Raw genomic sequence first — 23,719 nt, 5'->3', positions numbered from 1 at the left:
AATGGTAATGATAGTAATTATTATTTAGATCTATTAATATCCCGTTTGTTGTTACCTATTATGGATCTAAGGTATTGAAGCCAATGTATAAAAAAACCATTTTGTCAGCCTCTATTCTGATTGCACTATCCCAAGGTGCCTACGCTGAAGATCATTCAACCTTCAATGAAGTGGTCGTGACTGCGACTCGTACTAATAGCCAAATCGAAGACACTGCTGCTTCTGTTGCGGTCGTTACTGATAAGAACATCGAAGAAAGCATGGTCACTGGCTTAGATGACCTCTTTGAGTACACGCCAGGAGTCACGGTTAAGACAAACTCTCGCCAAGGTGTCCAGAGTATCAATATCCGTGGTATCGAAGGCAATCGAATTAAAGTTCTTGTGGACGGCGTATCTCAAGGTAACCAGTTCGAATCAGGGAATACGTTCATTAACTCTGCTCGCGTTAACGTGGATACCGACCTAATAAAAGCGGTTGAAATTGTAAAAGGTGCAGCATCGTCTCTACATGGTTCTGACGCAATTGGTGGCATTGTTGCATTTGAAACTAAAGATCCGGCTGATTTCCTTAAGGGTCGTAACTTTGGTGGCCATGCGAAGTTCAACTACTCTTCCGAAGACAATACATTCAGTGAATCTGTGGCATTAGCGCACAAAACTGGCGACTTGGAATCTTTACTTGCTTATACGCGTCGCGACGGCAATGAACTGGATAACTTTGGAGATCTAGCAGATGCAGATACAGAAGCGAACAACTTACTGGTTAAGCTTCAGTACCAACTCAATGATGCACATCGTGTTGAGTTCAATGGGAATTATATTCGCAACAAAGGCAACGGAAAGCAGTCTTACAACGGTTATACTAATGCAACAAGTGAAGATGTAACAGAACAATATCAAGTTGGTATAAAACATATTTGGGAGATGCAAACGGCCGTAGCGGACTCCCTTACCTGGCAACTAGATTGGCTTAGCAAAGAAGAAAACGGCATTACTGATCGTGTTAAAGGTCAGAATAACCAACGTAAAGACTACATCTACGAGGATGAAGGCTACCAGTTTGATTCTCAGTTCGACAAATATCTCATGCTTGGTAGTACAGAGCATTACTTTGTGTACGGTGCATCCTTCAGTGATAAAGACATTAAGAACGTTAACAAAGAGTACAACAGTGCAAGCGGAAACAAAGAAATTTTCTATATCCCTTCTGCGAGCGAGCGTCGTTACGGGCTATTTTTACAAGACGAAATTACGGTAGGTAACTTTACGATTACCCCGGGCGTACGGTGGGATGCATTTGAAACCGATCCAGGTGACACAAGCAGCAACCCAAGTGGTAACGCGGCTAGCGACTACAAAAAGTTTTCTGATTCTGCATTTACAGGCCGCTTAGGTTCTGTTTATAAGCTTAATGAACAACATCGTTTATTCGCGCAAATCAGCCAAGGTTTCCGTGCTCCAGATTTCCAAGAGTTGTACTACTCCTTCGGCAACCCAATGCATGGCTATATTTTTAAGCCAAATCCTGATTTAAAAGCAGAAGACAGCATTTCGTACGAATTTGGTTGGCGACATAATAATGACATTTCTAGCAATGAAGTGTCAGTTTTCTACAGCGATTACGACAACTTCATCGAAAGTAAAACCGTCTCTGGCACTTGGACTCCTGTGACTGACCCTGCGATTCTGCAGTACGTAAATATTGGCAAAGCGACAATTAAAGGAATTGAGTTTTCAAACCAACTTTCGTGGAACAAGTTCATGCCAATCGAAGGATTTAGCTCTCGTGTAGCAGCGGCGTATACGGAAGGTGAAGATGGAAACAATAATCCACTAAACAGTGTTAACCCTTGGAACCTTGTCGCTGGTTTTAATTACGATTCAGAACAAAACTGGGGAACCACGTTAACCATTAACTACACCGCATCTAAAGATAAAAGCGACATAAATGACGATAAAGTGTTGCCTATCTCCGCAGCTACGGTTGTAGATATCACCGCGTACTACAAACCTATTAAAGACCTTACGTTGCGAGCAGGTATGTTCAACGTAACAGATGAAGAGTACTACAATTGGAATGATGTGCGTGACCTTCAGACAGAAAACAAAGATCTGACTCAAGCTGGGCGGAACTGGTCAATTACAGCTAAATACGAGTTCTAAAGCCTCCGAAAACACAAAAGCCAGCTTAATGCTGGCTTTTTTTATGGCTTTCATTTCAAAAATGTAAAGAAAAGTATGAAAAATGAAAGTTTACTGTTTTGCCATCTCTTTTTTCACCATTACTGCTGCTGCAATGATAAAAGTGATGATCAGACCGAGTTCCATGAACTACCCCAATAGCTATGAGAAAATTTATAACCCAAATTAAGAGTCGGACATAGTTTAACAGCTCTATATAGACTTGCTACCTTTTAACCAGTAATTTACGATTTTTTCCGATTTGGATCAAAAAAGACGCAATTATGCGTCTTTTTGTTATTATTGTGTAAATCAAAATTAGGCGTCTGGATAACCTTGAGGGTTGTTAGATTGCCAACGCCATGTATCACCCGTCATTTCTTCTAGAGTGCGAGACGCTTTCCAACCTAACTCATTCATTGCTTTTGATGGATCAGCCCAGCACTCCGCAATATCGCCTGGACGACGTTCAACAAGTTGGTATGGAACATCTTTACCACTTGCGGTTTCAAACGCTTTCACCATTTCAAGCACACTGTAGCCATTGCCAGTGCCAAGGTTGTAGACATGAAGCCCAGCTTTGTTACCTACTTTTTCCAAAGCAGCGACGTGACCATCGGATAAGTCCATCACATGAATGTAGTCACGCACGCCGGTGCCATCTTTCGTTGGGTAGTCGCTACCGAATACAGAGAGGAACTCTCGGCGGCCCACCGCAACTTGAGAAACAAACGGCATTAGGTTATTTGGAATACCTTGAGGATCTTCACCTAACTCACCTGTTGGATGTGAACCTACAGGGTTAAAGTAACGAAGAAGTGTGATGCTCCAATCTGGATTCGCCTTTTGGAAGTCTGTTAAACACTCTTCCACCATTAATTTACTGCGTCCGTAAGGGTTAGTTGCGCTAGTTGGAAAGTCTTCTGTGATTGGAACAGATGCAGGATCGCCATAGACAGTTGCTGAGGAGCTAAATACCAACGATTTAACTCCAGCTTCGCGCATTGCATCAACCAATATCAAAGTGCCATTCACATTGTTGTCATAATACTCTAGAGGTTTTGCTACGGACTCACCGACGGCCTTTAAACCTGCAAAATGGATAACCGCTTCTATATCGTGCGATTTTAGAACCTCTACCATTGTCGATTTATCTCTGATATCGGCTTGGATGAAGGTTGGCTTTACGCCACATACCTTTTCAATGCGCTCTAAGACCGTAGACTTACTGTTGTACAGGTTATCTAGAATCACTGGCGTCATACCAGCTTCGATCATTTGAATACATGTATGGCTACCAATATAGCCCATACCACCCGTAACAAGTACTTTCATTTTATCATTCCTTCTGACGCGAATGGGTTTAGTTTAAAGCTTTGACGTTACGATTTAAACTGTCTCCTGCAATTCACATCCCATTAATATTGCTTGGCCTTTTCCGGCTTTTTTAGCTTGGTACATTGCAGTATCTGCACTTTTTAACACTCGAGTGGCATCTCGCTCATTAACACCGACCAATTTTACGCCGATGCTAACGCCAACCTTGAGCGAGTTACCTTTGTACTCGATTGGTGTGCATACGCTTTCGAGCAGTTGTTCTGCAATTCGGGTGACGACTTTTTGGTTGGCAGGATTAACCAACATGACAAATTCATCACCCGAAAGTCTTGCGATTAAATCACTATGTCGAGTCGCAGATGTTAGACGCTCGGCTACTTTTTTCAGAACTTCATCACCTGCGTCATGGCCATAGGTATCATTAACCTCTTTAAAACCATCGAGATCGAGGTAAAGCACCGCAAATTCGTCACGTAAGTATCCCGACCGTTGTACTAATTCTTCCAACTCTAAATGGAACTTGGAGCGATTCGCTAACCCCGTTAGTGCATCGTGATGAGCTAAGTACTCAAGTCGTTCCATCTCTTTTGCACCAGAAAGATCGGTAAGAACAATGACTAGGTCGTAGAACCCATTGTCTTCACACTTAACGATACGATTAACCCTTGCAAACATCGGCACAAACTGGCCAAGATGGTTCTGTTCAATAACTTCCCCTTGCCATACCCCGTAGTTTTCTATCGATTCAATGATGCTAGGCATCATTTCCTGCAACTTGCGCCACTTAAGTGTTTGGATAAATGACTTCCCAATAAGCTGATCCATCTCTAGTCCAACTAACTTAGTGACTGCAGGGTTAGCCATTGTGATAACACCTCGATGATTAAGAACGATGAGGCCATCTTGGCTGCTCTCAAAAACACGCCCCGCAACACGCTGCCTGCTCATGGCCTCTTCAATTTCGGTGATATCTTGAATCGAAAACAATAAGTGTCCATGTGTGGACAAACGACGACTGGTTAAACTCAACTTCTGTTCGTTGTCTGCATTTTTGAGGTGAATGTCATCGCATTCTAACCCCCTACTTAGGATTTGGCTCAGCTCATTCGGTGTTTTCGTTTTAATTAGATCACGGATATTGGCATGGTCAAGTTCCTCTGACTTTTTTTGAAATATCTGCCGAGTCGCAGTATTACAGTAAATAACACGCCCGAAGTTGTCGGTAATAACTAATGCATGTTGAATAGATTCAATGACTTCTTCTGAAAACGCCCGCTTTTGTTCTAACATTTCTAATGAATGTTGCCGCTGTTTCTCGCGTGTTGTTAACTTGTTCATCATTTGATTGAAGGAATGTGCGAGTTCTCCAATTTCATCCTTGGAGTAATAGCGAACTTGAGTATCCGTATTTTGTCCGTGTGTCACACTCTCTATCGTATGACTCAGTTCTATAACAGGTTTGAGAACAAGCCTATCGATACTTATGTAAAAGATAGTGCCACCAGCGAATAGTAACAGAAGAAGTACAGCACCATCTTGAAGTAAAGATTGTTGGGCTTCTATGATTGGACGATGGGAAAGCGTAACCCTCATACTGCCAATGACACGACCATCGTGAATAATCGGTTCTAGAACATAAAGAAATTTGGCTGATAAGGCATAACCTAGCGCGTGTAACTTGCTTCTTTCAGTTTGATTAGGGACGGGAGCTGATACCCCACTTCCTTCAAGAACAACGAAAGGTTGATCATCTTGGTCGTAAAGTTTGACCCGCGTAACATTTGGCTGGTTTAAAAAGTTGATGAGAGTAGTTTGAGCTTTTTGCTTGTTCTTTGTCGTTAGCGCATCTTTAATTGAGAAAGAAACATTGTTAATCAACTTTCTCGTTTGTTCGACCAACTCATGCTTAGACGATTGGTATGCAGTATACGAGGTATAACCTTTTGAGATAACAAAGATAGCCGTTATAAAGACCAAAATTGGCCAAATAAGCTTTGCTCGTAATGACATATGTATTCCTGTCGCAGACAACCACTAAAAATGACAGAAGCGTTGTTATGCAATCTATTACCCATTAAGGGCGACAAGATTAACACGATGCCAATGCAAAATAACCTTAAATTCTCAAAAATTGGATGGAAAAGGAACGAAATACCTTAAAATTCGGATCAACTCAAATAACGGCAACATCTTTATGGACTAAAGTGATCTTTTTCGTCAGCCATCAGATCATAAACCTCGCTTTCATGATAGAAGAATGAAGTGAGTCACTGAACCTAGATGCATTTTCCTGCATCGTGAACCCATTGCTTGTGTAGAAATAAAACGTATGACATTGAATAAACAGCAACTTACATTGAACTGCGACATGGGTGAGAGCTTTGGCTCTTGGATTATGGGGGCAGACGAAGATGTTATGCCTCATGTTGATATGGCAAACATCGCGTGTGGTTTTCATGCTTCCGATCCTAATGTCATGCACGACACTATCACTCTCGCCAACGACAACGATGTTGATATTGGAGCACACCCGGGCTACGCCGACCTCCAAGGCTTCGGCAGGCGCAGTATAAACATGACGGGTGATGAAATTACTAACATGGTTATATACCAAGTAGGCGCTTTACAGGCACTTTGTCGGGCTCAATACACAGATATCAGCTATATAAAGCCTCATGGCGCGTTATACAACGACATGATGAAAAGTGATGCGATACTTAGAGCAGTCGTAAAGGCGGCAGCTTTGTTCAAAGTACCGTTAATGATTTTAGCGTCACAGGAAAACGAAAAATACTTAGAAATCGCAGATGATTATGACGTTCCCTTGCTGTTTGAAGCATTTGCAGACCGTTTGTATCAAGATGACGGATTACTTACACCTAGGACACAGCCTAATGCCGTGTTAAAGAATGAGCATGCGATACTTGAGCAAGTCCGTACGTTAGCAGACTCTGGGCGTGTCAAAACCGCTTCTGGCGGCTACATTTTACTGGAAGCCGATACGATTTGTGTTCATGGTGACAATGAAGAGTCGATCGCGCTGATCCAAAAGATCCGTCAAAGCCTATACGCGGGAGGAAATTAATGCATAAAGAGAAATTTAGTATCTCTTTGATCTCTGAGTGCAGTATTTTCATTAAGTTTGACGAGAATATCTCTGAAAATGCGGTCGGAGAACTTGCTCGAAACATCAAAGACACTCTAGCGTCAATCATTATGAACGTAGTCCCAGCCTATCAAACCATCCTGATTGATTACTTGCCTTTTCGAATCAATGAAAAAGATTTAGTGCATAAACTGCATCAAATGATCCGTCAGTTTGATACTCAATCGCTCAGCCTTGTTCAACCTAACCACATCACTATTCCCGTATACTACTCCGAAGAAACCGCGCTAGATTTGTCCCGCTTTCAAGATCGTGGACTATCATTAGACGCGCTCATTTCTTTACATACTCAGGCCGAGTATGCGGTTTCAGCGATTGGTTTTGCTCCAGGTTTTGCATTCCTCTCCGATGTCGATACTCAATTACATATGCCAAGGTTAGCTACACCAAGAACGCGAGTACCAGCCGGAAGCGTGGGAATCGCAGACTCTAAAACGGCCGTCTATCCATCAGATAGTCCTGGCGGATGGAACATTATCGGTAGAAGCCCGCTTCCCCTTTTCTCTGATACGCCACCTTTTATACCGTTTGAAGTAGGTGACAAGGTCACGTTTAATGCCATTTCCAAACAAAAGTTTATCGAGTTAGGAGGTGTTCTATGAGTTACGCTGGATTGCTGGTGGAAAAGTCAGGGCCACTTTCTTTGATTCAAGACTTTGGTCGTTTTGGCTTAGCGCATATTGGCGTGACTCAAGGTGGCCCCGTAGATGATTACGCCTACAGTTGGGCAAACCATTTACTTGGTAACGTAGTCAATTGTGCAGCGATTGAAATTACTTTGGGTAACGCTTGCTTTGTCGCACTACATAACTGCCATCTTGTAATATGTGGTGGTGATTTGAATGCAAAAGTAGATGGTGAGCCTATCTCAAATTGGTCTGACTTTACGTTGAAGAAGGGGCAGAAGCTGCAGTTCGGAGTCGCAAAAAATGGACTTCGATCCTATCTTGCGGTTAAAGGTGGATTCGATATTGCTCAGCACTTAGGAAGTGCCTCTACAGTCACGAGAGAATCTCTTGGTGGTTATGACTCAAATGGTGGCGCTTTAAAAGCAGGCGATATTCTTCCCTTTTTTCCTCATAACTTACCGAAACACAAACCAAGGCTGATGACGTTTCGCTTTAAGCCGGATTACAACTTACCCATTAAGCTGAGAGTGATTGAAGGCTATCAAAATGAGGACTTTGATGAAGACACTCGCCAAGCCTTTTATAGCAACGCATTCACCATATCCCCTGATTCAAATCGAATGGGCTATCGTCTTGAGGGAAACAAAATCAAACCGCCTTACGAAGGCGTACTGTCGGAAGGAATTGCGCTAGGATCGATTCAAGTTCCTAACGATGGTAATCCCATTGTGTTGCTCAACGATCACCAAACCATCGGTGGCTATCCTAAGTTTGGCTGTGTAGCACGTATTGACCTGCCAAGGTTGGCACAGGCGAAACCCGGGCAAAAAGTGAATTTTGTGAAAGGAGATAGACAAGGCTTGCAAGAAGTATGGTGCCAATGGGCTCAGTTTTTTGGATATTAGTACAACCTCTGAGCCCATACGTAACGGTTATGCAGGCATCCCATAACGCTCTGCTAACGCTTGCGGATAGTCTCGCTCTTGCGTGAGTTTAATCGCGTACTGCTCAATTTCTTGTTCAGACCAATGCACAGCGACAGGATGTTGGGATTCCACATTTTGGTTAGGTTCAATATCAAACCAGAACTGAAGCATTTTTTGCGCTGCGAGTAGTGTTGATGACGCTTTTACCACTTCTATCCGCGCGTAATGGTTGTCTTCAAAGGTCACATCGGCTGCCCTGAGTACCGGATCCGTTCCAGGAATTTGCTGGGCACCAAACAGGGCTTTTCCCCCTTTGATAGCAGAGTGATAGTCGGGAATGAACTGCGCCATGTGTTTGATAGCATTATTGGTTCGTTCTTCTAAGACTTCTTCTCGCCAACCGTTACGTATCTTTGAGAGTAAAGGAACTGGCAGTTCGGGCTGAGCTGAGGACGGCGTACTCTCAACTAAGCCATCTTCAAATAGCGTAATGCCTTTCGTCATGCCGTGAAGCTGAAAATAACCATCACCATAGGGGGTCAGTTGAGCCATTCCTTTATCAGTTCCACGCGGCCCATGGAAAATAACTTCTGGCCACAGTTGTTGGCAGTCTGCCCACTTGGTTACGTAAGCGGCTTTAAACTCAACTAACCTATCACGCTTGGCACCGATGGTATTGTCAATGGAGCCTGTTTCAAAACCACATGCATTGACCAAGTAGTCACATGTCATAAGATAATCAATGCCATCTCGTTCGTAACCAAGTTGCCAGTGATTACCCATCCAGTCCGCTTGTTTGAGCGTTGCTTGTATGCATACTGAGGCGTTTGGCAGAGCGTTCAACGTTAAGTTGGCAATTGCGGCAAGGCGAAAAACACTCCAGCCATATTCCTGAACCGCCACAACTGGGTACTTTAGCCCTTCTAGATCAGCATGTTGAGCAAAAGGAATACACCACTCATCAAAGGTTGCAGGGTGACTTGGTTGAGTACGTTGTGCGAGTGCTTCTAGATCCTCTTTTGAATACAATTTGTAGTATTCGCTTGGCTCACCAAGCACTTTGTTGCTTTGATCTTTATCAACGAGCTTTTGATACGCATTTTTCACCACCTCTAGTCGAGGAATCAGTGCGGATGGATCTCCACCATCAGAATAAGGGACTGCAATGATCGTCGGGCGAATATTCAGTGAAAGCGGATATAGGCGAACGGTATCAATGGATTGTGCTAACAAATCTAAACATTGTTGCTCAGAAATCTCTCGATATAAGTTGCCACCTGCATGTAAATGGCAAATGGGCGGACCATTTACCAGTGATACGCCCTTCTCTATTACGGAAACTTTAAAACCCAGCTCCGCAAAATGAATTGCTGCTGTTGCACCTGCGACACCGCCACCAACAACAGCGATGTGCTTATCTTTGTAATTTGGAAACTCAGACTTCATTGCTTCACTAAAAATTTTATAAGGAAAATTCTTTACTAAAGATGGATTCTACTCGTGTTTGGGCTTGATTAAAATCACAAAAAGTTCATGGGTTTGCGAAATATCCAACTGCGCCTTTATGGTGCGTTAAAGTAGAAAAAAATTGCAAAAAAAGTACTTGACGACATGGTTAGGAAGACACTTTTTTATACCTATGTGAATAACAATTTCACTGTAAGACCCATGGCGCAAAGCCTGCAGAAACACCCCACTTTTTACCCCATTTAGTTATCCCAAAAGTTATCCACTGTTTTTGTGGATAACTAAAATAAAAGTGTCATGGAGTGTTCCACATTTAATAACATTTGTAGTGATTAAGTGTTTACTGGCGTTAACAATCTTTTCAACAAACTCATTACGACAAGTGCCAACGTAACAAATGTTGCCAGTGGTAAAGCTATCCACAATTCGGGGTGAATTTGTGCGTTCAAGTCGAAGCCATATGTCATTACCGCGGCCACACAAACTTCCGCAGCGAATACCGCAACACCGCTAGCTATCAACGCCATAATGCCGTATTCGGCCCACAGAGTCGTATTGATCCGTTTTTTACTTGAACCTAATGTGCGATACAAGCGGATCTCCTGCTGACGTAGGGATAAGCTTAATCTCAATAGCGTAAAGATAAGTAGCAACCCCGCAACCACGCCTAAAAGAGCAAGAATAGTGATTGCCGATACGATTTGTTGAATCAAGTCCTGGATTTTTTCGCCCATGGTACGAATATCTAAAACAGATACCGTTGGGTGAGATCGAGACATAGACGTTAATAGTGCTTCATTCCCTTCATCAATTCTATAACTGATGAGGTAAGAACCCGGTAGATTAGCCATAACGTCGGATGAGAAAATAAAGTAAAAGTTAGGCTTCATATCACGCCATTCAACATAACGAATGGTATCTACTACCGCATCGTAGTTCTGGCTATTAATAACAAAGCGCAGTTTGTCACCAAGTTCGATGCCCAAGTCATTTGCTACATCGGCTTCTACAGAGACACTCCCTTTATTTGTCCATTCACCCGCAAGCACATCATTATACTCTGGCAGGCTGTTTCCCCACGTAAGGTTCAATTCACGACGTATTGCGTCAGAGCCTTCTCCTTCGTATTCAATCTCTTTGACGTTTTGACCATTAATCTCTGTCAATCGACCACGAATAATTGGATAAGCTTGTGACCGTGTAACCCCATTTTTATCTAAGGTTTCTAGGTAGCTATCGAGTTCGTAATCACCAATATTTAATGCAAAGACATTTGGTGCGTCTGCAGGTAAGGTTCTCTCCCAATCCGCGAGAATATCGCTGCGCACAAGCCAGATAATAGATAGCAGCATCAAAGACAACGCCAAAGCACCAAACTGCAGGCCACTGGTTACTGGCGTGCGGTTGATACGACTCAACGCAAGCTTCATGGCAGGTTGTGTTGAAATACGCGCAAACAATTTTGTGAGTGCGACGCTCACTGCAGCAAGCACAACAAAAAGTACTGCAATACCAATAAGAACAATCCAAACTAAGGTGTTATCAGCATAAAGCAAAAGTAATGGAACAACGGGGACTAGAACGAGCAACATTCGCTTCCAAGAACGTTGTGCTTTGCCCTGCTGTAGCACTTCTAAGGCTGGAGTTTTAATCAAACCCAACAATGGTATGCCAAGGGCAGGAACGGTGATCAGGACCGCTGAGATAAACGACACCAAATATGGAGTGACGCCGTAACTAGGTAATGGCTCGGGTAATAAGTCTTTGAGTGGAATGCGCAACAAGTACTCCAGCCCACTTCCCAACAATAACCCAACGACACTGGCGCTAATGAGCAGGATTGTGACTTGAATAAACAGCCATTTTTCAATCCATCGTCGACTTGCGCCAAGGCTTTTTAGCATCGCAATGGTTTGTGTTCGACTATTCACATAGTTTTGGCAAGTAAGAACCAATGTTGTCGCTGCCATAATGATGACAATCGCAACCGTTAGAGACAAATACTGCGTCGTTCGTTCAAAAACCTCATTGCTACGACTGGCAGTATCTTGCGTGCGCCAGCGATCACTAGGAGAAAGAACCGTATCTTCTTGCAGGCTTTTTAGCGTTTTATCATCGGCTTCTAGAAACAGACGGTATTGAACTCGACTCCCGACTTGAATCGCTCCCGTTTTCTCAACGTCTTTTTGATGAATGTATGCAGAGGGCATTTGTTGAAATGGGTTAAAGCTTAACCCAGGTTCCATCAGCACTGCACCTGAAACCTTAAAATCGGCATCGCCTATAGTGACGCTGTCACCCGACTTGACGTCTAGTTGAGCCATAATCCGCTCATCAAGCCAGAGTTGGTTCTCTTTAACGCGACCGGATGGGTTGTTGTCTAATACCAGTTCTCCCATTAAAGGGTAATTGTCGTCCACTGCCCTTACAGAAATCAACTGCATACCATTGTCGCTAAATGCCATCGTGGCAAATCGTGTCATCGTTGAACGTTCTAGGTTTTCAGTCGAGGTTAACAACGTGTCAGGTATAGGATTAGCAGACACAAACACCGCATCCGCTGTCAATGCATCCTTCCCCTGTTTGACGATCACCTGCTCCATTCGCTCCGCTAATGCAGAAAGCGCAAAGATGCTCGCAATCACAAGAATAAGAGCAACGCTAATAGGCCAAAGGTTCCCCTGTCTTATTTCGCCGAAACTCCAACGTATTAGGCTTTTGTTTGACGAGTGTTTTATTGCACTGCTTCTTTCTGTCGATGTTGCTTCGCTTGATGATACTGCAGACATTACACCTCCTCCTTAAGCTCACCCGCCTCCATACGATAAATACGGTCACATCGACTTGCTAGATGACCATCGTGTGTAACTAATATCAGCGTTGTTCCATGCTGCTCATTAAGATCGAATAGCAGCTCAATCACTTTGTCTGCGGTTTGATGGTCAAGATTGCCGGTAGGCTCGTCTGCGAACAACAGTTCAGGCTGTGTCATAAAGGCACGTGCTAGCGCGACACGTTGTTGTTCACCACCAGATAATTGACTTGGAAGATGATCGACACGTTTTTCCAATCCAACAGCGGTTAATAATTCGGCGGCTCTTGCTTCATCTTCGGCTTCACCACGTAAAAGACAAGGAAGCGTGACATTGCGTAATGCACTCAAACTCGGGATTAATAAGAAACTTTGGAAAACAAAACCTAGAGAGTCAGCGCGAATTTTTGCGCGAGCTTCATCGTCAAGTTTTGATAACTCATGTCCCAACAAGGTAATTTCACCTGATGTTGGTGTATCAAGGCCAGCTAACAACGTCATCAACGTTGACTTACCCGCACCGGAAGTACCGACGATGGCGATTTTTTCTCCTTTCCTGATGTCAACATTTACATCTTTGAGGATTGTTAATTGCTCTTGATTAGTAGAGACTTGTTTAGAAACCAAATTGGCTTGAACAATAGGTGCATTAAGTACAGGTGTTTGCATGATTCGTATACTTTCCTTAGTTCTATTTTTTTGTTTTTCCGCTACTGCACATGCGAGCGAAAAGCTACTTGTCTTAGGTGATAGCCTGAGCGCGGGCTATCAGATGCCGATCGAAAAGAGTTGGCCTAGCTTACTCCCTGATGCGTTGTCAGAACATGGTCAAGATGTAACAGTTATTAATGCCAGCATTTCTGGCGATACCACAGGCAACGGCTTAGCTCGATTACCACAGCTACTAACCCAACACAGCCCTGATATGGTGCTCATTGAGTTAGGTGCCAACGATGGCCTAAGAGGTTTCCCTCCTAAACTTATTACGTCGAATCTCTCAAAAATGATTACCATGATAAAAGATTCAGGTGCGGACGTTGTCATGATGCAAATTCGAGTGCCACCTAATTATGGTAAGCGCTATAGCGATATGTTTTACGATATCTACCCTAAGCTTGCACAACATCAACAAGTTACCTTGATGCCATTCTTCTTGGAGCATGTGGTCATCAAACCCGAGTGGATGATGGATGATGGCCTTCACCCCAAGCCTGATGCACAGCCTTGGATTGCTGACTTTGTTGCTCAAGAATTAATTAAACATCTCTAATTTTAATGGTCTAGCTCAATAAGTTTTACTTAACTTTACGTTAATCTATTTTCAATTCCACTCATCGAGGATAGATAACAACATGCGAATAGACCCTTTAATTCAAGGTGTTGTTGCTCGCTCTGCTCACCCACACGGGTGTCATGCATCCATTAAAGAGCAAATTGAATACGTAAAACACGCCCCGCAGATCAAAAGCGGTCCAAAACGGGTTTTGATTATTGGTGCTTCCTCTGGTTTCGGGTTAGCGGCTCGTATTGCCCTCACCTTCGGAGGTGCTAAAGCTGATACCATTGGTGTCTCCTTCGAGCGCGGGCCTTCAGATAAAGGCGTTGGAAGTGCGGGTTGGTATAACAACATCTTTTTTAAACAAGAAGCAAATCACGCGGGGCGTACCGCCATCAATATTGTTGGTGACGCATTCTCTGACTCTGTCCGCAATCAAGTGATTGAAGCCATTGAAACGTACTTTGAAGGTGAAGTTGATTTAGTCATCTATAGCTTAGCGACGGGTGTTCGACCTAAACCAGAGTCTGATGAGTTTTGGCGCAGCGTCATTAAGCCTATTGGTGAGTCTGTCACTGGCGCTTCAATTATGCTGGAGAACGATCAGTGGGTAGAAGCCACTTTAACTCCAGCAACAGAGGAAGAGGCCGAAGCCACTATCAAAGTGATGGGCGGTGAAGACTGGGAAAGCTGGATTGATACACTGATTAATAATGACTCGATTGCACAAGGCTGCAAAACCATCGCGTTTTCTTACATGGGACCAGACGTTACGCACCCTATCTATCTCGATGGTACGTTAGGTCGAGCGAAAATAGATTTACACCAAACAAGTCACTCGTTGAATCTAAAACTTGCCAACTTTGACGGCGGTGCTTACGCAACAGTGTGTAAGGCGTTGGTGACGAAAGCCAGTGTGTTCATTCCTGCGCTAAGTCCCTACCTATTAGCGCTTTATCGAGTGATGAAGGAAAAAGGTACTCACGAACGTTGTATTGAACAAATGCAGCGACTGTTTACCACCAAGTTATACGATCAAGATAAAGTGCCTGTTGACGGCGAACGCTTAATCCGAATAGACGACTTAGAGCTTGACCCGCAAGTACAACAAGAAGTCCATGCTCTTTTAGAGCAAATGAACGCGAATAACTTTAAAGAGGTTGGTGATTACCAAGGCTTTAAAGATGAGTTTATGAAGCTAAATGGCTTTAACTTTGAAGACGTCGACTATTCGCAAGACATTTCTATTGAGTCGCTAAAATCGCTTAAACCTTAATGCTTGTTATCTGTTTCAAGTATGAGATATGTGATAACTATTCCTAGTCCTGAACACTTTTCAGGACTTTTTTTTGTTTCAAGCCCCAGCCACCCTATACTTAATTAAAAACCGAGAACAAGATAGAGCAGTCTACATTTTAAATTCACAGGAAGTGAAACCACGTAAAGGATGACCTATATGGGGAGATTGCAAACATTAGATTATGAAATCCCTGAGTCTATGCAAAAAAGTTGGCAGGAAATCGTCAACTTACTGGCTCAAATAACGCACGTACCCACCACATTAATCATGCGTATCCATCCAGATCGTATTGAAGTCAACACATCCAGTGAAACTCAAGGTAACCCCTATCGTACCGGCGATGCTGAACTACTCGGGAACGGTTTGTATTGTGAGCATGTCATTGAGCATAAGAGCGAACTCATGGTTCCTAATGCGCTCGAGGATGAAGAATGGTGCAACAACCCTGACATCAAACTAGGCATGATATCTTATTGTGGTTTACCGTTATTCTGGCCAAACGGAGAGACGTTTGGAACCATCTGCATGCTTGATTCCAAGAAGAATGAATACAGCGACACTTACCGCCAATTGCTCGGAACTTTCAAAGACTCAATCGAAGCGCAGCTCTCCGTCGTGTATCAGCAACACAAGCTCCAGCGTCTTAATAATGAACTCAAAAATCGAGTTGAGAACCGTACTACGGACTTAGCGCAGTTGAGTTACTCCCTAACAAAAGAGATTGATCGTCGTAAGGCCGCAGAAAAACAAGTGAGCTACCAAAAAACACACGATCAGGGAACCGGATTCTTAAACCGTGCAGCACTTGAAAGTGTTGTCGGAGAAACGCTCGGAACGTTGGATCATAGCCAGCAATCACTGCTCGTGATAAACATTGGCTTTAGTAATGCTCGCAGTATCCAAACCCGGTATGGCTTTGAGGCCTTTGACGAGATATTAAAGGAATTTCGGTATCGCCTTGGTAAACGAGAATCGAGTTATTTTGTTACCGGGAGGCCGAGCTCGAATGACCTTGTATTACTCATTTGGGGCAACGATATTGATATGAAATTGCGTAAGCTACTGGATGATATCACCAATATTGGCTTGGGAAGCTTTTATATAAAAGACACAGAGGTTCACCTCAACTCTTATATTGGTGTTGTACAAGCCCACCAAACCAGCAATGCCAAACAACTTCTTCAAAATGCATGCTATGCCATGCTGCTGTGTAAAGAGTCTGGCGAAGCGTATAGTTATTTTTGTGAAAGTCATTCGAATGAGCTAAACAACCACAATCAATTGGAAAGCTACTTATTGCAAGCGGTAAGAAATGACGACCTGATGCTGTACTTTCAGCCCAAAGTTCATCCCCATACTCACAAATGGATTGGCGCAGAAGCATTGCTGCGCTGGAGACACCCAATACTGGGAGACGTCTCTAACGAAGCATTAATACATATGGCCGAACAAAACGGACTTATTTTTGAAGTTGGCTCTTTTGTTCTTCGTACCGCGATAGACAAAGCTAAACAGTGGTCGGAGTTAATTGATAATTTCAAAATTGCCGTTAACGTATCTCCAATTCAATTACAAAACGTGAACTTTGCGGAGCAAGTGCAACACCTACTCGAATCCTTTCACTTACCAGCACATTTTCTCGAACTCGAGGTGACCGAGAGCGCTTTAATTGCCGATGAAATCGTAGCACGCACAACGCTAAACAAATTGCACGAACTAGGTGTGACGTTGTCACTAGATGACTTCGGTACAGGGTACGCCTCTTTCAGCTATTTGAAGAAATACCCATTTGATGCCATCAAGATTGATAAGAGCTTTGTCCAGCAAATGGAAAAGTCGGACGATGATCGTGCGATCATTTGCTCTATCATACACATAGCTAAAAAACTGGACCTCCAAGTGGTTATTGAGGGCATTGAATCCCCCCAACAAGAGCAGTTTCTTATTGGTGAGGGTTGTGATATTGGGCAAGGCTTTCTCTATGGTAAACCGATGCCTTGTAATGAATTTGAGCAAAGTTTGTTTAATCAGCGTCTTTCAGGCGGACAATACGCCTACTCTTCCTAAGCATTCTCTTTACTAAGGTGTCGGTGGTTTCTATAATCGCCGCCCGCTTCTATTAAAAGGCCAATATCTTCATGGATCAGTTGACTGCCACGCTTAAGAAAATTGAAAAGCAGAACTACCGCGCTTATCAGCAAATCAAAGGTCAATACGACTTCACTGATTTCACTTTGTTCATCGATCACGTACAAGGAGATCCGTATGCTTCCGCGTCACGTTTTCGTGCAACTCGCGCCTGGTCCTTGACTGGTCTGGAATGGTTAAAAGACGAGTCCCCTGCTTTTCAACGAGCAGCACGTGACTTTATTGCGCGCAGTTTTGAGCAGTTTGCTAAACAAGAAAACTCCGTATCCATTTCATTGAATGGCCAAACTGTGTTGGATAGCACCGCAGTATTGTTTACCGAGGAAGGTATTGAACTGCGTTTTCGAGTTAACTTGCCTGCTGAAGGTCGTTCAGTGTTGGGGAAAAAAGCCAACAACATACTGACTTTCCATTTGCCGAAGTTTATCCGTCGAGCGACCTTAGAACGTGAACTCGACAAAGCAGCATTGATTGAGCATTGCCAAGTTGTTGAAGACCAAGATGCCCTGCGTGCACAGTTGGAAGCCAATAACCTAGTTGCGTTTGTCGCAAATGGCAGCATTCTCCCTCGAATTGCCGGTAACTGTGATCTCCCAATGAAAGAGGCGGTTGAATTCAAAGCCCCTGAATCGCTGCAAGTGACTTTACATGCGCCAAACAAAGGCCATGTCACGGGATTAGGGATTCCAAAGGGCATTACACTTATCGTAGGTGGCGGTTTCCACGGTAAATCTACCTTACTGAATGCTATTGAGCGTTCGATTTACGATCATATTCCAGGAGATGGTCGTGAATACATCGTAGCTGATGACAAAGCAATGAAGATCCGCGCCGAAGATGGTCGATGCGTGCATCATTTGAACCTGTCGAATTACATCAACCATTTGCCAATGGGTAAAGATACTGCGGATTTTTCGACTCAAGATGCATCAGGCTCAACATCACAAGCCGCTTGGCTTCAAGAGTCTATTGAAGCGGGTGCGAGCACGTTATTGATTGATGAAGACACCTCTGCGACGAACTTCATGATTCGAGATGAACGTATGCAGGCATTGGTGGCAAAAGGTGATGAACCAATTACTCCTCTTGTCGATCGCATTGGTCAATTGCGAGATGATCTCGATATCTCTACCATTATCGTTATGGGTGGTTCAGGCGACTACTTAGACGTTGCCGACACAGTCATTCAGATGCACGACTACCAAGCGGTTGATGTGACAGAAAAAGCGAAAGAAGTGATCGCTCAGCACCCTACTCAACGTCATAACGAATCGGAAGAAAGTTTACAAACCTTCCCGCCTCGCGCCCTGAATCGCGTTGCTTTGATGAATATTCTCACTGACGGTAAATTCCGTGTGAATGCGAAAGGCAAAGAGTCACTTCGATTTGGCAAAGAGTTTACTGACCTTAGCGCTTTGGAACAGATTGAGTCCGCTGATGAAGTCAACACGATTGGCTGGTTATGGTTCCAAATCGCTCAGCTTCCAGGCTGGTGTAATCATCCAGCGAAAGAAATTGAAGAAATGCTGTCTGGTGAGTGGCATGCATCGCTTCCTAAGCAAGGGGACTTAGCCAAACCACGCACACTAGACGTAATGGCTGCGCTTAATCGCATGAGAAAATCTCAGTTTAAGCCTTCATGCTAGTTTTGATACGCTGATTGAGACAATCCAATGAAAAAAGGCAGCTAATAGTTAGCTGCCTTCCTTTATCTTTATTCATACCGAATCATTCGTTTCTCAGTACATTCCACGCTTCGCAAAGAATTCTAAACCTTTCTGCATCACCATTCTCTCTATCTGGGTGCCAACGAAGCGCGAGTTTTCGCCACTGCTTTCTAATTTCTGCGGGTGTTGCATCAGGGTTAAGCTCAAACAGTGAGAGTGCTTTTGTTTTATCCACACTGACTGTAGACGAACCACCAATGAATTTTTGATAAGTGGTCCAAAATTCATTCAACAATCGACGCACTTCATCTTCGTCCGCTTCGTAGTTGCGCCAATCCAGATAATATTCACGCAAAGGGTCGTTAATATCAACGATATGCCTCGAAGCTTCTAACGAAGACATCAGCTGGATATTCATCGCTTCAACTTGCAGCCAGGCATCTGGGTAAAGCGTTCCTTGCAGTTGGTATAGCGCGTTCATGATTAAGAAATTTCGTTTGAATAAATCCTTATCAGGAGAATCATCCAATTTCGAAATGTAGCCCTGTTCACTCAACTTGCTTGCTAAGGTGTGAACTTTCCAATCGGAAGGCTGCTTTCTAAGAATTTCTAGCATTGGCCAAAGCAACGGGTTTTCTATTGCGTGAGTCTCAATACTACTGACCGTGCGTTGTCCTTCCATTCATCCTCTCTGTTTTTAATATTGAAGCATCACTCTAATCTCAGATCTGTACTGGTAAAAATGCTTGCTGACGCGTGTTTCAGGCCCAATTTCTGTGGCACCGAATTAAGCGTGGTATCATTTTGTACCATAAACAACAAAAGGCCGATAGTCATCAACCATCGGCCTTTGTAAGGAGATCACGTAAAGGTTAAATAACCCCTAGTTCACGTAAACGTTCCATAAGGTAGCTATGTGCGGTGTAGCGCTCTGACAAAACCACTTCTGGCTTTGGATGCAAGAACAACGGCAATGAAATACGCGACTTTTCTTGACGGCCACCCGTTGGGTTGATTACACGATGAGTCGTTGAAGGAAAGTAACCGCCCGACGCTTCTTGAAGCATATCACCAATGTTGATAATTAAGTTACCAAAGTCACAGGGTACATCAATCCAATCACCTTCTTTGCTCTTTACTTGCAGTCCAGGCTCATTAGCGGCTGGCAGAACCGTTAGCAGGTTAATGTCTTCATGCGCGGCAGCACGGATAGCGCCTGGCTCTTCTTCCCCTGTCATTGGTGGGTAGTGAAGAACGCGTAGTAATGTTTTGTCGCTGTTATTGATCATTTCTGACAACGCGATAGAAAACTTCTCTTGAACGTCCTTAGGTGCGTACGCTTCAACCCAGCCTAATAGCTCCTGAGCAAATGCATTCGCCCGCTCATAGTACTCTAAGATTTCAGCTTTAAGTTGCTCTGGGATCTGGCCCCAAGGGTAAACATGAAAGTACTCTTTGATGTCTTTCACTTTGTGCCCTTTCGCTACTTCAGACACAGAAGGTGGGAAGTAGCCATCTTGGGTGTCTACGTTAAAGTGAAAATCATTCTTTTGATCTGAACAGAAAAACTCATGCCAGTTTTTGTAAATTGACTCTACAAGCTCTTGTGGAATCGGGTGGTTTTTCAACACACCGAACCCTGTTTCGCGCAGAGAGGTAACGAACTGTTGAGCAGCATCGTCAGCAAGATAATCGACAGTTTCCAGTTTCATGGCCTTACTTCTTTTTTATTAGACTGAATCACGGATTCTATGGATGGGCATGTTGTAAATCAAACTTTAATGAAAAGTGCACACGCAAACGTTTTAATGTTGAGCAGTTTGGCAATAAATCAACATTTTCAGTGATCAAAAACACCATCAAAATAACAATTGCACACCGTTCAATTAAGTGTAATCATTACCCAAGTCTATGGAGTCCCACTGTAAGATAAATTGAAGGATCAAGTAACTCTATGAAAAGCACCTCGACACTCTTAGGATTGACGATTTTTTATGCCATCGTGTTTTTATTTTCTGCGTTAGAACCTAACTCACGTGCCGTTTGGTTTGCAGAGATTATCCCAGCAATTGGTATTCTTGTTGCTATTTGGGTAATCTCGATTCGCTATCAATTCAGTAATACGGCTTACCTTTTAATGTTCATCTGGCTCTGTTTGCACACTATCGGAGCGAAATATACGTTTTCCGAAGTACCATTTGACTGGTTTAACGACATGATTGGTTCAGATAGAAACAACTTTGATCGCGTTGCGCACTTTTCGATTGGCCTTTATGCGTATCCGATAGCTGAATACTTGATACACAAGAACAAGTTCAACAAAACGTTCTCTTGCTGGTTTGCTTTGTTTGCGATCATGTCGCTTGCAGCAGGCTATGAGATTATCGAATGGTGGTATGCAGAATTGGCTGGCGGCGATGAAGGAATCGCCTTTCTGGGCTCGCAAGGTGACATATGGGACGCCCAGAAAGATATGTTGTGCGACACCGTCGGTGCAGCGTTGTCGCTGTTTTTAATGTCGGCTCAGCGTCGATTTTCTCAGCCACTCTAAATAAGGGTTAAACCCATCAACAATTGGAACCTGTACGATCTGTGCTACTTCATATTCGTGCAGGTTTTCTATTTTCTCTTCCACCAATTCATAGAGCTCTCGGCGAGTTTTGATCACCAGCAACCATTCGTTGTCAGTACAAATCTCCCCTTTCCACACATAGTGACTTTCAATAGGCATCGTTTGAATACACGCGGCTAATTGGGCATCTAGCAAACCTTTAATGATCTGATCTCGATTTTTTTCGTTGCTGGTTGTGCTTAACACCATGCAGTAGTCATGTTTTATACTCATTTTCTAGCCCTTCATTATTTCATTGTCACTTTGCCGCCAATCATTTTGTAAGCGGGCGTTCCTCTCACTAGGGTATCTCTTGCAAACTCTTGCCCGCAACTGGGACAGGTGCATGGGGTTTGTGTGAAATCGTCAACAATGCGCTCTTTGAAGCACTTGACCAGTGCGCCTTTTCCGCCTTTACGGTACTTGAATAGTTGAGTTTTACACTTTGAGCAATAGATATCGACGGTTTTCGTCGGCTGTTTCTTATTCGGTTTCGCCATGATTCATTTCTATATCAGGTTTTACCCATACGTTATTAAAGTCAAACCAACCTAAGGCATTACACTTTGCATTTTGTAAGGCGCCGCTGTGGTCTTTATTGACACCCAACCAGCAGTGAAACATCGGAATCACCTGACAACTTTTTACCAACTGACGTCCTAACTCACGTGCAGGGAAGTCTGGATAAACACCAGCACGCCACTGATCAACGAGCTTCGCCCATTCGCTAAAATCGTAACCAGAACTGAATTTCTCAATATCACTGTAATCCAGAAGCCAGCCAGCCAACGCGTCATTTCGATTCGTTGCAATACCCATGGCTTTCACCCAAATATCCACTTCCTCCGGTGCGGGCGGTTGAGAATCATAACGAATAAACTCGACCTCTATACCGTGCGGTTTTAAGAGTGTCTTGATGGCCTTGGCAACTACTGGAAACATCGGATGCTTTTTCTGATACGCTACGGAAATCACCTTATCAGCCTGCGGCACGCTGCCCGCCTCTGCTGGCCTAAGATCAATCCAACCTGGCTTAAGGCCAAAGGCTTGCAATACACCCAATTCCATCACTTTATCTTGAGGAACATGCGCGTAAATCTGGTGACTGTTGAGAGTTTGTGATAGAAATTCTGCCCAGCGTGGGTCTTTTGCAATCCCGGTGTTTTTGTTTAGTAATAGAAATGTACAGCCAGGATCAAGCTCGACCTCATCAGATGAACCTTGTTTATCCATCTTTGGCTTAGACAAGCTTGGATAGACCATTGAAGAGTACGCTTCATCAATTACCCACACCTCAACTTGGTCCAGCAAGGGACGAAAGCCAAAGTAGCCATCAAAAGCAGTCAAAATGAGACGCTTATCATCATTCATTTTAACTTGGAACGGCCCAGTCCCTATTGGTTGTCTATCGAAGTTTTCTGAACGCAAAGCGCTTGGTAGCAAAATTTTTGCTTGCGACTCACTCAGCGCCAAAGGCAGGTAGCGATCAGGACGGACGAGTTCAATATCGACGGTCCATTCCTGTGGTGAAGATACCTTTTTTATATGAGAAAACAGGTTCAAGCTACTTAGTGCAAGCACACTTTCAAGTACACAACTGGTTGATAACGGTTCACCATTATGAAAACGCACCCCACGACGAAGATAAAAACGCCAGTGCGTATCAGAAATGGCTTCCCATGTGTGGGCTAAATCTGGCTGAAGTTGTTCATTTTCATCAAGGCGAGTTAGCCCGCTAAAAATTTGTCTGGCGATGTGCTGTTCAGAACGCCGCATCGGTTTCTGTGGGTTTAACATCGCCAATGGTCGATAATAAGGCAAACGTACCACCTGTTCGCCCTGTCGATGCTGAAGCCCTAAATAACCCTGAATAACCTGCGTTAATCGAGCCGCGTCGTTATCAAGCGCATCTAGAGCCTGGCCAATTTTCCCTTCGTCGAGATAACGTCTGGCGAGGTTTTCACTGACATCGCTACGGTTACGTTTGAAAACGAGTTTTGAGAGTTTTCCTCGACCCGCCGCGGGATGCCATTCAATCCAGCCCTCCTCTTCTAATTTATTGAGAACAATACGAGCATTACGACGTGTACAAAACAGCGCTTCGGTGATGTCTTCAAGCTGAACGTCCGTATCGTGACCGGAAAATTTTTCAAACAGTGTTTCGAACTGAACACGTAAACGAGGGCTACTCATAAA

General features: G+C 43.7%; 19 protein-coding genes. 9 read left to right on the top strand and 10 right to left on the bottom strand.

The window, feature by feature from the left end; all coding sequences use genetic code 11:
- Positions 1-83: 83 nt before the first annotated feature.
- On the top strand, positions 84-2,165 hold the full coding sequence (locus tag LIX84_RS03605) for a TonB-dependent hemoglobin/transferrin/lactoferrin family receptor (protein WP_226420648.1): 2,082 nt from the start codon (positions 84-86) through the stop codon (positions 2,163-2,165).
- A gap of 336 nt (positions 2,166-2,501) precedes the next feature.
- Here the strand turns inward: LIX84_RS03605 and galE are convergent, their stop codons facing one another.
- Together galE and LIX84_RS03595 are read right to left on the bottom strand one after the other, a co-directional pair.
- Positions 2,502-3,518: a UDP-glucose 4-epimerase GalE gene (galE, locus tag LIX84_RS03600; RefSeq protein WP_226420647.1), complete on the bottom strand. Its 1,017-nt coding sequence runs from the start codon at positions 3,516-3,518 to the stop codon at positions 2,502-2,504.
- 54 nt (positions 3,519-3,572) lie between these two features.
- A complete protein-coding gene (locus tag LIX84_RS03595; protein WP_226420646.1) occupies positions 3,573-5,531 on the bottom strand; it encodes a diguanylate cyclase domain-containing protein in 1,959 nt (652 codons plus the stop codon).
- 319 nt (positions 5,532-5,850) lie between these two features.
- Here LIX84_RS03595 and LIX84_RS03590 point away from each other — a divergent pair, with 319 nt between their 5' ends.
- Genes LIX84_RS03590 through LIX84_RS03580 form a run of 3 tightly spaced genes read left to right on the top strand, consistent with a single transcriptional unit; the run spans position 5,851 to position 8,221 of the window.
- Positions 5,851-6,606 (top strand): 5-oxoprolinase subunit PxpA, encoded by a 756-nt coding sequence (locus LIX84_RS03590; RefSeq protein ID WP_167427495.1) that lies wholly within the window; start codon positions 5,851-5,853, stop codon positions 6,604-6,606.
- Positions 6,606-7,289: a 5-oxoprolinase subunit B family protein gene (locus LIX84_RS03585; RefSeq protein ID WP_226420645.1), complete on the top strand. Its 684-nt coding sequence runs from the start codon at positions 6,606-6,608 to the stop codon at positions 7,287-7,289. Before LIX84_RS03590 ends, LIX84_RS03585 begins: the two co-directional genes overlap by 1 nt.
- Complete coding sequence (locus tag LIX84_RS03580; protein WP_226420644.1) at positions 7,286-8,221, top strand: biotin-dependent carboxyltransferase family protein; 936 nt, start codon at positions 7,286-7,288, stop codon at positions 8,219-8,221. The genes LIX84_RS03585 and LIX84_RS03580 overlap by 4 nt, the downstream gene beginning before the upstream one ends.
- A 27-nt stretch (positions 8,222-8,248) precedes the next feature.
- On the opposite strand, the gene LIX84_RS03575 is transcribed toward LIX84_RS03580, so the two are convergent.
- The 3 genes from LIX84_RS03575 to LIX84_RS03565 all read right to left on the bottom strand — a co-directional run bounded on the left by LIX84_RS03575 (position 8,249) and on the right by LIX84_RS03565 (position 13,190).
- A complete protein-coding gene (locus tag LIX84_RS03575; RefSeq protein ID WP_226420643.1) occupies positions 8,249-9,688 on the bottom strand; it encodes an FAD-dependent oxidoreductase in 1,440 nt (479 codons plus the stop codon).
- A gap of 353 nt (positions 9,689-10,041) precedes the next feature.
- Entirely contained in the window at positions 10,042-12,498 is a 2,457-nt protein-coding gene (locus LIX84_RS03570) for an ABC transporter permease (RefSeq protein WP_226420642.1), read from the bottom strand.
- Entirely contained in the window at positions 12,498-13,190 is a 693-nt protein-coding gene (locus LIX84_RS03565; protein WP_005395482.1) for an ABC transporter ATP-binding protein, read from the bottom strand. Before LIX84_RS03565 ends, LIX84_RS03570 begins: the two co-directional genes overlap by 1 nt.
- Here LIX84_RS03565 and tesA point away from each other — a divergent pair.
- The 4 genes from tesA to LIX84_RS03545 all read left to right on the top strand — a co-directional run bounded on the left by tesA (position 13,189) and on the right by LIX84_RS03545 (position 18,891).
- The gene (gene tesA / locus LIX84_RS03560; RefSeq protein WP_005395483.1) at positions 13,189-13,791 is read left to right on the top strand and encodes a multifunctional acyl-CoA thioesterase I/protease I/lysophospholipase L1; all 603 of its coding nucleotides are present in this window, start codon (positions 13,189-13,191) and stop codon (positions 13,789-13,791) included. The two genes, LIX84_RS03565 and tesA, sit on opposite strands and share 2 nt — an antisense overlap.
- 82 nt (positions 13,792-13,873) lie before the next feature.
- Positions 13,874-15,073 (top strand): enoyl-ACP reductase FabV, encoded by a 1,200-nt coding sequence (gene fabV, locus LIX84_RS03555; RefSeq protein ID WP_226420641.1) that lies wholly within the window; start codon positions 13,874-13,876, stop codon positions 15,071-15,073.
- Positions 15,074-15,253: 180 nt separating this feature from the next.
- Entirely contained in the window at positions 15,254-17,164 is a 1,911-nt protein-coding gene (locus LIX84_RS03550; RefSeq protein WP_053808423.1) for a bifunctional diguanylate cyclase/phosphodiesterase, read from the top strand.
- Positions 17,165-17,235: 71 nt separating this feature from the next.
- A complete protein-coding gene (locus tag LIX84_RS03545) occupies positions 17,236-18,891 on the top strand; it encodes an ABC-ATPase domain-containing protein (protein ID WP_085343677.1) in 1,656 nt (551 codons plus the stop codon).
- Between the two features lie 82 nt (positions 18,892-18,973).
- Here the strand turns inward: LIX84_RS03545 and LIX84_RS03540 are convergent, their stop codons facing one another.
- Together LIX84_RS03540 and LIX84_RS03535 are read right to left on the bottom strand one after the other, a co-directional pair.
- A complete protein-coding gene (locus LIX84_RS03540) occupies positions 18,974-19,594 on the bottom strand; it encodes a DNA-J related domain-containing protein (protein WP_226420640.1) in 621 nt (206 codons plus the stop codon).
- 190 nt (positions 19,595-19,784) lie between these two features.
- A complete protein-coding gene (locus LIX84_RS03535) occupies positions 19,785-20,624 on the bottom strand; it encodes an isopenicillin N synthase family dioxygenase (protein ID WP_005376329.1) in 840 nt (279 codons plus the stop codon).
- Positions 20,625-20,866: 242 nt separating this feature from the next.
- On the opposite strand from LIX84_RS03535, the gene LIX84_RS03530 reads away from it, so the two are divergent.
- Positions 20,867-21,463: a DUF2238 domain-containing protein gene (locus LIX84_RS03530; protein ID WP_074190660.1), complete on the top strand. Its 597-nt coding sequence runs from the start codon at positions 20,867-20,869 to the stop codon at positions 21,461-21,463.
- Here LIX84_RS03530 and cutA read toward each other — a convergent pair.
- Genes cutA through LIX84_RS03515 form a run of 3 tightly spaced genes read right to left on the bottom strand, consistent with a single transcriptional unit; the run spans position 21,425 to position 23,716 of the window.
- Positions 21,425-21,757 (bottom strand): divalent-cation tolerance protein CutA, encoded by a 333-nt coding sequence (gene cutA, locus LIX84_RS03525; protein ID WP_041853070.1) that lies wholly within the window; start codon positions 21,755-21,757, stop codon positions 21,425-21,427. The two genes, LIX84_RS03530 and cutA, sit on opposite strands and share 39 nt — an antisense overlap.
- Positions 21,758-21,771: 14 nt before the next feature.
- Positions 21,772-22,023: a hypothetical protein gene (locus LIX84_RS03520; protein ID WP_012842304.1), complete on the bottom strand. Its 252-nt coding sequence runs from the start codon at positions 22,021-22,023 to the stop codon at positions 21,772-21,774.
- Positions 22,007-23,716, bottom strand: coding sequence for an SgrR family transcriptional regulator (locus LIX84_RS03515; protein WP_226420639.1), 1,710 nt, complete (start codon positions 23,714-23,716; stop codon positions 22,007-22,009). The genes LIX84_RS03520 and LIX84_RS03515 overlap by 17 nt, the downstream gene beginning before the upstream one ends.
- Positions 23,717-23,719: the final 3 nt, after the last annotated feature.

The sequence above is a fragment of the Vibrio sp. E14 genome (assembly GCF_020515785.1).
Taxonomy (GTDB): Bacteria; Pseudomonadota; Gammaproteobacteria; order Enterobacterales; family Vibrionaceae; genus Vibrio; species Vibrio diabolicus.
This window is presented reverse-complemented; position numbering and strand designations above follow the sequence as displayed.

Coding starts and splice junctions, on each gene's coding strand:
- LIX84_RS03605 (WP_226420648.1), top strand. CDS start 84: ATGTATAAAAAAACCATTTTGTCAGCCTCTATTCTGATTGCACTATCC.
- LIX84_RS03535 (WP_005376329.1), bottom strand. CDS start 20,624: ATGAAACTGGAAACTGTCGATTATCTTGCTGACGATGCTGCTCAACAG.
- LIX84_RS03540 (WP_226420640.1), bottom strand. CDS start 19,594: ATGGAAGGACAACGCACGGTCAGTAGTATTGAGACTCACGCAATAGAA.
- LIX84_RS03565 (WP_005395482.1), bottom strand. CDS start 13,190: ATGCAAACACCTGTACTTAATGCACCTATTGTTCAAGCCAATTTGGTT.
- LIX84_RS03515 (WP_226420639.1), bottom strand. CDS start 23,716: ATGAGTAGCCCTCGTTTACGTGTTCAGTTCGAAACACTGTTTGAAAAA.
- cutA (WP_041853070.1), bottom strand. CDS start 21,757: ATGAGTATAAAACATGACTACTGCATGGTGTTAAGCACAACCAGCAAC.
- fabV (WP_226420641.1), top strand. CDS start 13,874: ATGCGAATAGACCCTTTAATTCAAGGTGTTGTTGCTCGCTCTGCTCAC.
- LIX84_RS03545 (WP_085343677.1), top strand. CDS start 17,236: ATGGATCAGTTGACTGCCACGCTTAAGAAAATTGAAAAGCAGAACTAC.
- LIX84_RS03595 (WP_226420646.1), bottom strand. CDS start 5,531: ATGTCATTACGAGCAAAGCTTATTTGGCCAATTTTGGTCTTTATAACG.
- LIX84_RS03570 (WP_226420642.1), bottom strand. CDS start 12,498: ATGTCTGCAGTATCATCAAGCGAAGCAACATCGACAGAAAGAAGCAGT.
- LIX84_RS03580 (WP_226420644.1), top strand. CDS start 7,286: ATGAGTTACGCTGGATTGCTGGTGGAAAAGTCAGGGCCACTTTCTTTG.
- LIX84_RS03590 (WP_167427495.1), top strand. CDS start 5,851: ATGACATTGAATAAACAGCAACTTACATTGAACTGCGACATGGGTGAG.
- LIX84_RS03585 (WP_226420645.1), top strand. CDS start 6,606: ATGCATAAAGAGAAATTTAGTATCTCTTTGATCTCTGAGTGCAGTATT.
- LIX84_RS03550 (WP_053808423.1), top strand. CDS start 15,254: ATGGGGAGATTGCAAACATTAGATTATGAAATCCCTGAGTCTATGCAA.
- LIX84_RS03575 (WP_226420643.1), bottom strand. CDS start 9,688: ATGAAGTCTGAGTTTCCAAATTACAAAGATAAGCACATCGCTGTTGTT.
- galE (WP_226420647.1), bottom strand. CDS start 3,518: ATGAAAGTACTTGTTACGGGTGGTATGGGCTATATTGGTAGCCATACA.
- LIX84_RS03520 (WP_012842304.1), bottom strand. CDS start 22,023: ATGGCGAAACCGAATAAGAAACAGCCGACGAAAACCGTCGATATCTAT.
- tesA (WP_005395483.1), top strand. CDS start 13,189: ATGATTCGTATACTTTCCTTAGTTCTATTTTTTTGTTTTTCCGCTACT.
- LIX84_RS03530 (WP_074190660.1), top strand. CDS start 20,867: ATGAAAAGCACCTCGACACTCTTAGGATTGACGATTTTTTATGCCATC.